Genomic DNA, 12,444 nt, shown 5'->3' with positions numbered 1-12,444 from the left:
TGCTCCGGTGTCGGCGCATGCGTGCCGGCACCCGGGAAGGCAGGCCGAGCGGGCGTGGGCAAGACGATCGCACGAATCGCACGAATGAACAGGCAGGCGGCGAAGAGCGCCTGCACACAGGAGATGACGCAGAGATGGCGGACAACAAGGCTAAGTCGAAGGTGGCGCTGGTGACGGGCGCGGGTTCGGGTATCGGCAGGGCGGCAGCGCTGGCGCTGCTGGCCGATGGCTGGCAGGTGGTGCTGACAGGGCGTCGCGAGGAGCCGCTCAAGGCAACCGCGGAGCAGGCGGGCGCTGGTGACCGAGCGCTGGTGGTGACCTGCGACGTGACCGATCCGCAATCCGTGCGCAGCGCTTTCGATGCCGCCGTCGCCCGGTTTGGCCGCGTGGACATGCTGTTCAACAACGCGGGCATCGGCGCTCCGGCCATCCCTCTCGAAGACCTGTCGGTCGAGGACTGGAAGGCGGTGGTCGATACCAATCTGAGCGGTATGTTCTATTGCCTGCAGAACGCCTTCCGGGTGATGAAGTCGCAGACGCCCCGGGGTGGCCGCATCATCAACAACGGTTCGATCTCGGCACACGCGCCGCGCCCCAACTCCATTGCCTACACCGCCACCAAGCATGCGGTGATGGGACTCACCAAGACCGCCTCGCTCGATGGCCGCAAGTACGACATTGCCGTGGGGCAGATCGACGTGGGCAATGCGGGCACCGAACTCGCGCAGCGCCTGACCCAGGGCGTGATGCAGGCACATGGCCAGGTGGCTGAGGAGCCGTTGATGGATGTATCCATCGTCGGCCAGTCGGTGCTCTACATGGCAAACCTGCCGCTGGAAGCCAATGTCCTGTTCCACACCGTGATGGCCACCAAGATGCCATTCGTCGGCCGTGGCTGAGTCTTGCGTCCGTGTCGCAGGGTCTGCGGCATGAGGCGGTTGCAGGCATGGCTTCGCCCGCTGCTCGCCGGCGGCTTGCTGGCGATGGCGGTGGCAAGTGCCTACGCGCAGGTTGCCAGTGCACCGGATTTCGCGGCCAGGGCGCATGACCCCGATGGCATGGCGACCCGCACGCTGGCCTGCACCACCTGCCATGGGGTGCAGGGGCGATCCACGCCCGGAGGCTATTTCCCGCGCCTTGCCGGCAAGCCCGTGGGCTACCTCTACAACCAACTGTTGAACATCCGTGATGGTCGGCGCAGTTACCCGACCATGTCGTATCTGCTTGAAAACCTCACGGATGAGTATCTGCTCGCCATGGCCGAGCACTTTGCGTCGCTCAAGGTGCCGTATCCCGAGCCGGTGCCGCCACAGGAGCCAGCCTCGCTGCTGGAGCGGGGGCGCAAGCTGGTGTTCGAAGGCGATACGGCCCGTTCGCTGCCGGCGTGCGTGCAGTGCCACGGCAAGGCGATGACCGGCGTGAATCCTTTTGTTCCGGGGCTGCTGGGTCTGCCGCGCGACTACCTGAACAGCCAGTTGGGTGCGTGGCAGTCAGGGCGGCGCCACGCGCAGCAGCCCGATTGCATGGCCGCGGTAGCCAGGTTGATGAGCGCGGAGGACGTCAGCGCCGTTTCCGCGTGGCTGTCTGCGCAGGTGGTTCCGGGTGATGGTGCTCCGGCTGCGCGGGCGGAGCAGCCCATGCCGATCCGCTGTGGAGGTGTGGCGCGATGAGGCGATCCCTGAAGCTTCTGGTGGGCGTGCTGCTGCTGGGCGCCGTTGGCGCGGCGGCCGTGTACCGGCTCAATCGCCTGGACGAAGCGCCGATTCCAGCAACCGAGACCGTGCAGATCAGTCCCGAGCTGATCCGCAAGGGCGAGTACCTTGCACGTGCCGGCAACTGCATGGCATGCCACACCGTGGCGGGCGGAGCGCCCTTTGCGGGAGGCCGGGCGATCGAGACGCCGTTTGGCATCATCTACTCGACCAATCTGACGCCCGCGCTGAGTGCCGGCATCGGCGAATGGAACTCGGCGGAATTCTGGCGCGCGATGCATAACGGCCGGGCACGCGATGGCCGGCTGTTGTACCCGGCGTTTCCCTACACCAGCTACACCCAGATGACGCGCGAGGATTCGGATGCGATCTGGGCCTACCTGCGCAGCCTTCCGGCCGTCGATCAGGCCAATCGCCCGAATGCGCTGGACTTCCCTTTCAATTCACAGCTTGCGCTGGCCGGCTGGCGGGCAATGTTCTTTCGGCCTCAGGCGTTCGCGCCCCGGCAGGAAAAATCTGCGGACTGGAACCGCGGTGCCTACCTGGCCCAGGGCCTGGGGCACTGCGCTGCCTGCCATACGCCGCGCAATGTGCTGGGTGCCACGCAGGAAGGCGCCGCGTTCCGTGGCGGATTGATCCCGGTGCAGAACTGGTATGCGCCCGCGCTCAATTCGCCGCTCGAGGCGGGTGTGGCGAACTGGTCGGTCGAGGATGTGGAGCGGCTGCTGAAGGTGGGCACGACGTCGCACGCGAGTGTTTCGGGCCCCATGGCCGAAGTGGTGTTCCGCAGCACGCAGTACCTGAACGATGGCGACCTGCGCTCCATGGCCACGTATCTGCGCGCGCTTCCTCCGCATGAGGCACGGGAGGGCGGGGCTCGTGCGGAAAATGCTCCGCCACCCGCCGAGTCCACCATGGCGCTGGGAGCCACGATCTACCGCAACAACTGCGCGGAATGCCATGGCGACCGGGGGCAGGGTGATGGCGAGTCATTCCCGGCCCTGGCGGGCAATCGTGCAGTCACGATGCACAGTCCTACCAACGTGGTACGCATGGTGCTGCAGGGCGGCTACATGCCTGCGACCGCGGGCAATCCGCAGCCGCAGGGCATGCCGCCGTTCCTGCACGTGCTCGACGACAGGGAAATTGCCGCGGTCGTCACGTACATACGCAACGCTTGGGATAATCGTGCTTCTTCTCTGGACGCGGCGGATGTGTACCGTACACGCGAGCGCCGTGGCTCCTGAGCATCCTGTGTGACTTCCTTCGAGCCGATGATCGACATGCCCGTGAATGCCGCTCCTGACACTGCCGCCGCTGTGGGGCCGGTGCAGCGCGTGATCTGCCTGTGTGCGCAGTGGTGCGTGGTCTGCAACCAGTACCAACCGCAGTTCGAACAGCTTGCTGCGCAGTTTCCAGGGGTGGAGTTTCGCTGGGTTGACGTCGAGGATGAAGAGGAGTCGATGGGCGACTATGAGGTTGAGACCTTTCCCACCCTGTTGATTGCAGAAGGGGGCGAGGCGCGCTTCCTCGGGCCGGTGCTGCCGCAGCCCGCGCTTGTGGGCACGTTGCTCAAGCGACTGATACAGGAGGGTGCACGCTCACCCGACGCGCAGGCCGATGCATTGCTGCAACGAATTGTAAATTCGCAGCGCTGAACTGCCTTCGCATGGCCGTGCCGGCGGCTTCTTTGTCTATGCATAAACCCGCATTCGGGCTATAATGGCATCTTCACGACCAAACGGGCGGATTACTAACCGCCCTTTTTTTTTGGGCGTTTGCTTTGTGAGTTGTTCTTGCAGGCAGGCGTCCTGAATGCGCATTCGGGATACAGGAACGAGCACATACGTGGCATTGCAGCAAATCGTTGAACAAACCGTGACCGGGCTGGGCTATGACCTGGTGGAGATCGAACGCTCCGCAGGCGGCCTCTTGAGAATCACCATCGACCTTCCGTGGCAGCCGGATGCCGGGCAGGAGCCATCGGCTGAGCAATTCATCACGGTGGAAGATTGCGAGAAGGTCACGCGCCAGCTGCAGTTCGCGCTCGAGGTCGACGCTGTCGAATACACCCGCCTTGAGGTGTCCTCCCCGGGGATTGATCGTCTCCTGCGCAATGAACAGGATTTTCAGCGTTTTGAGGGCGAAGAAGTCGACATCACGCTCAAGGAGCCGGTGGGTGCAGCCGGCGGCGCACTGGTCAGCGCCAATCGAAAGAAGTTTCGCGGAACGCTGGAGCGTGCCGATAACGGTGGATGGCAGGTCGTCTGGAGCGATGCGCCACCGGTCAAGCCCGGCCAGCGCGTGAGCAAGAAGCGTGAGCCGGCGCCACTGCAGGCACTGGGCTTCACGTTCGATGAATTGCGCGAGGCGCGTCTTGCACCCATCGTGAATTTCAAGGGTCGCAGCGCCAAACCAGGCCAATAGGCGGGTTGAACGTTTGAAATATTCGGGTATGCCAAGCCACGAAATGATGCTGGCTTCGCCCCAAAGTGATTGAAACAGGAGAGTCGTCGAATGAATCGCGAATTGTTGATGTTGGTTGAGGCCATTTCGCGTGAAAAGAATGTTGAGCGCGATGTGGTGCTGGGCGCCGTCGAATCCGCCCTCGCGCAGGCCACCAAGAAGCTCTATGCGGGCGAGGTGGACATCCGCGTGGCTATCGATCGTGATAGCGGCGAATACGACACTTTCCGTCGCTGGGTGGTCGTGCCCGATGACGCAGGCCTGCAGAACCCCGACGCCGAAGAGCTGCTGATGGATGCGCAGGACCGCGTGCCCGGCATCGCCGTGGGCGAATACATCGAGGAAGAAGTCGAGTCCGTGCCGATCGGCCGTATCGGCGCGATGGCTGCCAAGCAGGTCATCCTGCAGAAGATCCGCGACGCCGAGCGCGAAATGCTGCTCAACGACTTCATGAGCCGTGGCGAGAAGATCTTCACAGGCACCGTCAAGCGCATGGACAAGGGCGACATCATCGTCGAGTCCGGCCGTGTCGAAGGCCGCCTGCGCCGCTCGGAAATGATCCCGAAGGAAAACCTGCGCAATGGTGACCGCGTCCGCGCCATGATCATGGAAGTGGACCTCACGCTGCGTGGCGCTCCGATCATCCTCTCGCGCTCCGCGCCCGAGTTCATGATCGAGCTGTTCCGCAACGAAGTGCCGGAAATCGAGCAGGGCCTCCTGGAGATCAAGAGCTGCGCCCGCGACCCGGGCAGCCGCGCCAAGATCGCCGTGCTGAGCCACGACAAGCGCGTGGACCCCATCGGCACCTGCGTCGGCGTGCGCGGCACCCGCGTGAATGCGGTGACCAATGAGCTTGCCGGCGAACGCGTGGACATCGTGCTGTGGTCCGAGGACCCGGCGCAGTTCGTGATTGGCGCACTGGCGCCCGCGAACGTGACGTCCATCGTCGTTGACGAGGAAAAGCACGCCATGGACGTGGTGGTCGACGAGGAAAACCTCGCCATCGCCATCGGCCGCGGCGGCCAGAACGTGCGCCTGGCTTCCGACCTCACCGGTTGGAAGATCAACATCATGGACGCAGCCGAATCCGCCCAGAAACAGGCGGACGAGACCAGCGCCGCGCGCCAGTTGTTCATGGACAAGCTGGACGTGGACGAGGAGATCGCCGACATCCTGATCGAGGAAGGTTTCACCAGCCTCGAGGAAGTGGCCTATGTGCCGCTGCAGGAAATGCTGGAGATCGAAAGCTTCGATGAAGATACCGTGAACGAGCTGCGCGTGCGTGCCAAGGACGCACTGCTCACCATGGAAATCGCACGTGAAGAGAGTGTGGACGGCGTGTCGCAGGATCTGCGTTCGCTGGACGGCCTGACGCCTGAACAGATCGACAAGCTGGTTGCCGCCGGCGTGAATACCCGTGACGATCTGGCCGATCTGGCCATTGATGAACTGACCGAACTGACCGGACAGTCTGCTGAAGAAGCGAAAGCCTTGATCATGAAGGCACGCGAGCACTGGTTCACAGGTCAAGAGTAAAGGTCAGGGAGGTACGAGCACAATATGTCGAGTAACACAGTCGCCGAGTTCGCCACCGAGCTCAAGAAAACCCCCGCCATGCTGCTGGACCAACTGAAGTCCGCAGGTGTGGCAAAGGCATCTCCCAGCGATGCCCTGACCGAGGGTGACAAGCAGAAGCTGCTTGCCTATCTGCAGGCCAGCCATGGCACGTCAGGTGCAGATCGCAAGAAAATTACTTTGGTGAAAAAATCCACTAGCGAAATCAAGCAGGCCGATGCCACGGGCAAGGCTCGCACCATTCAGGTTGAAGTGCGCAAGAAGCGTACCTTCGTCAAGCGCGAAGATGGCGTGGACGGCGCTGCAGCCGAAGCCGCCGCAGAGGCCCATGCCGCAGCGCAGGAAGAGCACTCCGCAGAGGACAAGGAATTGGTCCGCCGCGAAGAAGAGGCTCGCCGCAATGCCGAGCTGATCAGCCGCCAGGAGCAGGATCTGGCCGAGCAGCGCCGCGAACGCGAAGAGCGTGAGCGCCGCGAGCGCGAAGCCGAGGAGCGTGCTGCCGCCTACATGGCCCAGGAAGCCGAGAAGAAGGCACAGGCCAACGCCGCACGCAAGGAAGCCGCCGCGGAGGCCGCGGCCGAAGCCGAAGCGCGTGCCAAGGCACAGGCCGAGGCGCGTGCCAAGGCCGAAGCGGAATCGAAGGCGCGTGCCGACGAGGAAGCCGCACGTGCGGCCGACCTGGACGATCGCCGCAAGAAGGCCCTGGCGGAAGCCGAGGCCATTCGCGCGATGATGGCTGCTCCCAAGAAGGTGCTGGTCGCGAAGAAGCCCGAGGAGCCGAAGCCGGCCCCCAAGGCTGCCGCCGACGCCAAGAAGGGCACGTTGCACAAGCCGGCCACGGGCACGGGCGGTGCGCGTGGCGCTGCGCCTGCTCCGGCGGGCGCTGGCGCGGCTGCGGGGGCAGGCAAGGAAGTGAAGTCTTCCAAGCTGTCCTCGAGCTGGGCCAACGACGGTGCGAAGAAGAAGGAAATCAAGACCCGCGGCGATGCCTCGGGTGGCGTGAACAACCGCTCCAACTGGCGCGGTGGACCGCGCGGTGGCCGTCGCGGCAATGATCGCAACGACCACCAGCAGAACGCTCCGGTGGAATTCCGCGCGATCGAAGTGCATGTGCCGGAAACCATCACCGTGGCCGAACTGGCGCACAAGATGGCGGTCAAGGCTGGCGAGCTGATCAAGGTGCTGATGAAGATGGGCCAGATGGTCACCATCAACCAGTCGCTGGACCAGGACACCGCCATGATCGTGGTCGAGGAAATGGGCCACACTGCCAAGGTGGCGGCGCTGGACGATCCGGAAGCATTCACCGACGAGGAAGTCTCCAACTCCGAAGCCGAGCAGCTGCCACGCGCACCGGTGGTGACCGTGATGGGTCACGTCGACCACGGCAAGACCTCGCTGCTGGACTACATCCGCCGCTCCAAGGTGGCGGTGGGCGAAGCGGGCGGCATCACGCAGCACATCGGCGCATACCACGTCGAGACGCCGCGCGGCATCGTCACCTTCCTGGATACTCCGGGTCACGAGGCCTTCACAGCCATGCGTGCCCGTGGTGCGCAGGCTACCGACATCGTGATTCTGGTGGCTGCCGCCGACGACGGCGTGATGCCGCAGACCAAGGAAGCCATCAAGCACGCGAAGGCGGCTGGTGTGCCGATCGTGGTCGCCATCACCAAGGCCGACAAGCCTGAAGCCAACGTCGAGCGCGTCAAGCAGGAACTCGTGGTCGAGGAAGTGGTGCCCGAAGAGTACGGTGGCGATTCGCCATTCGTGGCCGTGTCGTCCAAGACCGGCATGGGTATCGACGAACTGCTCGAGCAGGTGTTGCTGCAGGCGGAAGTGCTGGAGCTCAAGGCTCCGGTCGACGCCGCCGCCAAGGGTATCGTGATCGAAGCCCAGCTCGACAAGGGCCGCGGCTCCGTGGCGACCGTGCTGGTGCAGTCCGGTACGCTCAAGGTCGGTGACGTGGTGCTGGCAGGCCAGACCTTCGGCCGCGTGCGCGCCATGCTGGACGAGGACGGCAAGCAGACCAAGGAAGCCGGTCCGTCGATCCCTGTCGAAATCCAGGGTCTGAGCGAAGTGCCGCAGGCAGGTGACGACTTCATGGTGCTGGCCGACGAACGCCGCGCCCGTGAAATCGCGACCTACCGCGCAGGCAAGTTCCGCAACACCAAGCTGGCCAAGCAGCAGGCGGCGAAGCTCGAGAACATGTTTGCCGAAATGGGCGCGGGCGAAGTGCAGACTCTGCCCCTCATCATCAAGGCCGACGTGCAGGGCTCGCAGGAAGCGCTTGCCGCATCGCTGCTCAAGCTGTCCACCGACGAGATCAAGGTACAGATCGTGTACTCGGGCGTTGGCGGTATCAGCGAGTCCGACGTCAACCTGGCGATTGCCTCCAAGGCCATCGTCATCGGCTTCAACGTGCGTGCGGATGCCCAGGCCCGCAAGACCGCTGAAGGCAACGATGTGGACATCCGCTACTACAACATCATCTACGACGCCGTGGATGAAGTGAAGGCAGCGATGTCGGGCATGCTGGCTCCGGAGCAGCGCGAGGAAGCCATCGGTACGGCCGAGATCCGCACGGTGTTCGTGGCGTCCAAGATCGGCACCGTTGCCGGTTCCTACGTCACTTCCGGCGAAGTCAAGCGCAACTGCAAGTTCCGCCTGCTGCGCGACAACATCGTCATCTACACCGGCGAAGTCGAGTCGATCCGCCGCCATAAGGACGATGTCAAGGAAGTCAAGGAAGGCTTCGAGTGCGGTATCAAGCTGCGCAACTACAACGACATCAAGGAAGGCGACCAGCTCGAACTCTTCGAAATCAAGGAGATCGCGCGTACGCTGTAAGGCGTCGTGCACGAGCGGAGCAAGAGCATGGCAGCGAAGAAATCCTCCACGCCCAACCGCGGCTTCAAGGTCGCGGATCAGATTCAGCGCGATCTGGCTGAACTGATCCGCGAGCTCAAGGACCCGCGCCTTGGCATGGTGACCCTGCAGAGCGTCGAGGTGACGCCCGATTACGCGCACGCGAAGGTCTTCTTCAGCGTGCTCGTGGGCGATCCCGATGCGACGGAAGAGGCACTGAATCAGTCCGCCGGCTTCCTGCGCAATGGCCTCTTCAAGCGTCTGCACATCCATACCGTGCCCACGCTGCATTTCCACTTCGACCGCACCACCGAGCGTGCGGCCGACATGAACGCCTTGATCGCCAAGGCCGTCTCGTCGCGCGCCAAGGAAGACTGAGCATGAACGCGCCACGCACAAGGGTGCAGCGGCGCCCTGTGCATGGGGTGTTGCTGCTCGACAAGCCGCTGGGATGGTCCAGCAACGACGTCCTGCAGAAGGTCAAGTGGTTGCTGCGCGCCGAGAAGGCGGGTCATACAGGGACGCTCGATCCATTGGCCAGCGGCGTTCTGCCGCTGTGCTTCGGCGCGGCCACCAAGTTCAGCCAGCTGCAACTGGAAGCCGACAAGACCTACGAGACCATCGTACGCCTGGGCGTCACCACCAGCACGGCGGACGCCGAGGGCGAGGTGCTGCGCACGCGTCCCGTGCAATGCACTCTGGGCCAGGTCGTTGAGGTGCTGGACCGCTTCATGGGCCCGATCGCTCAGGTCCCCCCCATGCACAGCGCGCTCAAGAAGGATGGCAAGGCACTCTACGAATATGCCCGCGAAGGCCGGACGGTCGAGCGCGAGGCGCGCAATGTGGTGATTCACGAGCTGGAAATGCTGGATGTGCGACTGGAGGGTGACGAACCCTTCCTGCACCTGAAGGTTCAATGCTCGAAGGGCACGTATATCCGCACACTGGGTGAAGACATCGGCGAGGCACTGGGCTGCGGCGGCCATCTGCGCATGCTGCGGCGCGTGGACACGGGCGGCATCCATGTGGATCGCTGCGTCGGGCTCGCCGATCTGGAAGCCATGACCGAAGAAGAGCGCATGCAGCATGTGCATCCGGTCGAGACACTTTTGAACAAGCACACAACTGTCACGCTTGATGGCGAAAATGCCGGGCGTTTTCTCTCGGGCATGCGTCGTCGCGGCTCCTGGCCCGATGCGGCGGCTGTTGCGGTGTTCGGGGAGCAGCCGCGTGCGCTGCTCGGAGTCGGTCACGTCACGGGGGGAGAGCTGGTACCAGACCGCTTGCTCAGCCCCATTGAAATTCAACAAATTCTGGAAAGCTCGCCGCGGGCTGAACGCGGCACATTGGAAACAACGCTATGAGCACACAAATCCGCAATATTGCGATCATCGCGCACGTTGACCACGGCAAAACCACCATGGTCGACCAACTGCTGCGCCAGTCCGGCACCTTTGCCGAACACGAAAAAGTCGTGGACACCGTCATGGACAACAACGCCATCGAACGTGAGCGCGGCATCACGATTCTGGCGAAGAACTGCGCGGTGAGCTGGCAGGGCACGCACATCAACATCCTCGACACACCCGGTCACGCGGACTTCGGCGGCGAAGTGGAGCGTGCGCTGTCCATGGTCGATGGCGTGGTGCTGCTGATCGATGCGCAGGAAGGCCCCATGCCCCAGACGCGCTTCGTGACCAAGAAGGCACTGGCCCTGGGTCTCAAGCCGATCGTCGTGGTGAACAAGGTGGACAAGCCCGGTGCGCGCCCCGACTACGTGGTCAACGCGGCATTCGACCTGTTCGACAAGCTCGGCGCGACCGACGAGCAGCTCGACTTCCCGGTGGTGTATGCATCGGGCATCAACGGCTGGACATCGCTGGAAGAGGGTGCTCCGGGCGAACAATGGGGTCCCGACATGTCGGCCCTGTTCGACACCATCCTGAAGCACGTGCCTTCGGTGAAGGGTGATCCGACTGCTCCGCTGCAGATGCAGATTTCCGCGCTCGACTACTCCACGTTCGTGGGCCGTATCGGCGTGGGCCGTATCAACGCCGGTACCCTCAAGCCCGGCCAGGACGTGCTGGTGATGGCAGGCCCGGATGGCAATACCTACAAGGGCCGCGTGAACGAAGTGCTGAAGTTCCAGGGTCTGGATCGCGTGAAGGTCACCGAAGCCGGCCCGAGCGACATCGTGCTGGTCAACGGTATCGAAAACGTCGGTATCGGCGAGACGCTCACCGACCCGACCAATCCGCAGCCGCTGCCGATGCTCAAGATCGACGAGCCCACGCTGACCATGAACTTCTGCGTGAACACCTCGCCGCTCGCGGGCCGCGAAGGCAAGTTCGTGACCAGCCGCCAGATCTGGGACCGCCTGCAGAAGGAATTGCGCTCCAACGTGGCGCTGCGCGTGAAGGAAACCGACGAAGACGGCATCTTCGAAGTGGCTGGCCGCGGTGAACTGCACCTGACCATCCTGCTGGAAGAAATGCGCCGCGAAGGCTACGAGCTGGCTGTCTCCAAGCCGCGCGTGGTGTTCCGCGACATCGACGGCGTGAAGCACGAGCCGATCGAACTCGTCACGGCCGACCTCGAGGAAGGTCATCAGGGCGGCGTGATGCAGGCCCTGGGCGAGCGCAAGGGCGAACTGGTGAACATGGAGTCCGACGGCCGTGGCCGCGTTCGCCTTGAGTACCGCATTCCGGCCCGTGGCCTGATCGGCTTCACCAACGAATTCCTGAACCTCACACGCGGTTCCGGCCTGATCTCCAACATCTTCGACAGCTACGAGCCGCACAAGGGCGACATCGGTGGTCGCAAGAATGGCGTGCTGATCTCCATGGACGACGGTGAAATCTTCACCTACGCCCTGGGCAAGCTCGACGACCGTGGCCGCATGTTCGTGAAGGCCGGCGATCCGGTGTACGAAGGCATGATCGTGGGCGTGCACAACCGCGACAACGATCTGGTGGTGAACGCCACGCGTACCAAGCAGCTGACCAACTTCCGCGTGTCCGGCAAGGAAGACGCGATCAAGATCACGCCTCCGATCGACCTCACGCTGGAATACGGCGTCGAGTTCATCGAGGACGACGAACTGGCGGAAATCACGCCGAAGTCGGTGCGCCTGCGCAAGCGCCACCTGAAGGAACACGATCGCAAGCGCGCATCGCGCGAGTGATCGATGGATGGGGAGGGCAGCGGGATGTCCCGCAGCTTTCCCCATTCGCAATAAGAAAAGCGCACCTCGCAAGAGCGTGCGCTTTTTTCTTGGGTGATCGGTTCTCGCAGGATCCGCCCCGCCGCCGGGCGCGGCTTAAAAGGCTTTCGCTGATGTCGCCTCGCTTTTCAGGGCTGCCGCGCACGCGCGCCGAAGTATCCGAAGCTTGATCGGGCCAATGCCCTTGATTCCCAGCAGCTCATGGTCCGACGCCTGCATCAGGGATGTCGGCAAGACCAGCTTTCTTTCCCGCAAGACCTTTCTTGCGCCTATCGGCAGGTGCTCGATGTTGGTCAAAAAATCCATGGCTGGTCCCTCATAGTCAAATGGATAACGCAGGCTTCCTACGCAGTAACCGTGCCATGGGGTGGAATGCCGGCTGAGCCCTGTCTCTGGGGGCGGTGGCAGGTCTGTCTGACCTTATTTCGCTGGTTAACCCTGATCGGTATTCATACAGTTGTCTGATGTTTAGGCATTGCAAATGTCCGAGTATTGGTCAGTTATTTCATCCGCCTGTCATCTTTCCTTCATGTTCAAGGTGCCGTCTCCTGGCACGGAGCGTGCATTGGGCCTGCAACACAACGGGAGGGATTGCATTCC

Annotated in this window: 11 protein-coding genes; 10 read left to right on the top strand and 1 reads right to left on the bottom strand. The window is 63.1% G+C overall.

Features of this window, described 5'->3' with window-relative positions; translation table 11 throughout:
- Positions 1-134 precede the first annotated feature (134 nt).
- The 10 genes from H9K76_RS14825 to typA all read left to right on the top strand — a co-directional run bounded on the left by H9K76_RS14825 (position 135) and on the right by typA (position 11,805).
- Complete coding sequence (locus H9K76_RS14825; RefSeq protein ID WP_187596144.1) at positions 135-899, top strand: SDR family oxidoreductase; 765 nt, start codon at positions 135-137, stop codon at positions 897-899.
- A 30-nt stretch (positions 900-929) separates the two neighbouring features.
- Complete coding sequence (locus H9K76_RS14820; RefSeq protein ID WP_187596143.1) at positions 930-1,670, top strand: c-type cytochrome; 741 nt, start codon at positions 930-932, stop codon at positions 1,668-1,670.
- Entirely contained in the window at positions 1,667-2,959 is a 1,293-nt protein-coding gene (locus tag H9K76_RS14815; protein ID WP_187596142.1) for a c-type cytochrome, read from the top strand. The genes H9K76_RS14820 and H9K76_RS14815 overlap by 4 nt, the downstream gene beginning before the upstream one ends.
- A gap of 9 nt (positions 2,960-2,968) precedes the next feature.
- The gene (locus H9K76_RS14810; RefSeq protein WP_343066230.1) at positions 2,969-3,370 is read left to right on the top strand and encodes a thioredoxin family protein; all 402 of its coding nucleotides are present in this window, start codon (positions 2,969-2,971) and stop codon (positions 3,368-3,370) included.
- A gap of 190 nt (positions 3,371-3,560) precedes the next feature.
- A complete protein-coding gene (rimP, locus tag H9K76_RS14805) occupies positions 3,561-4,139 on the top strand; it encodes a ribosome maturation factor RimP (protein ID WP_187596141.1) in 579 nt (192 codons plus the stop codon).
- A gap of 90 nt (positions 4,140-4,229) precedes the next feature.
- Complete coding sequence (gene nusA / locus H9K76_RS14800) at positions 4,230-5,714, top strand: transcription termination factor NusA (protein ID WP_187596140.1); 1,485 nt, start codon at positions 4,230-4,232, stop codon at positions 5,712-5,714.
- A 24-nt stretch (positions 5,715-5,738) separates the two neighbouring features.
- On the top strand, positions 5,739-8,603 hold the full coding sequence (infB, locus tag H9K76_RS14795; protein WP_187596139.1) for a translation initiation factor IF-2: 2,865 nt from the start codon (positions 5,739-5,741) through the stop codon (positions 8,601-8,603).
- Between the two features lie 27 nt (positions 8,604-8,630).
- Positions 8,631-8,999, top strand: a complete 369-nt coding sequence (gene rbfA, locus H9K76_RS14790) for a 30S ribosome-binding factor RbfA (RefSeq protein WP_187596138.1) — start codon at positions 8,631-8,633, stop codon at positions 8,997-8,999.
- Positions 9,000-9,001: 2 nt separating this feature from the next.
- A complete protein-coding gene (gene truB, locus H9K76_RS14785) occupies positions 9,002-9,985 on the top strand; it encodes a tRNA pseudouridine(55) synthase TruB (protein WP_187596137.1) in 984 nt (327 codons plus the stop codon).
- Complete coding sequence (gene typA, locus H9K76_RS14780) at positions 9,982-11,805, top strand: translational GTPase TypA (RefSeq protein WP_187596136.1); 1,824 nt, start codon at positions 9,982-9,984, stop codon at positions 11,803-11,805. The genes truB and typA overlap by 4 nt, the downstream gene beginning before the upstream one ends.
- 135 nt (positions 11,806-11,940) lie before the next feature.
- Here typA and H9K76_RS14775 read toward each other — a convergent pair whose 3' ends face one another.
- Positions 11,941-12,150: a hypothetical protein gene (locus H9K76_RS14775; RefSeq protein WP_187596135.1), complete on the bottom strand. Its 210-nt coding sequence runs from the start codon at positions 12,148-12,150 to the stop codon at positions 11,941-11,943.
- Positions 12,151-12,444 lie beyond the last annotated feature (294 nt).

The organism is Diaphorobacter ruginosibacter, assembly GCF_014395975.1.
Lineage (GTDB): Bacteria > Pseudomonadota > Gammaproteobacteria > Burkholderiales > Burkholderiaceae_C > Diaphorobacter_A > Diaphorobacter_A ruginosibacter.
Note: the sequence above shows the minus strand (reverse complement) of the source record. Positions and strands in the feature narration are given on the sequence as shown.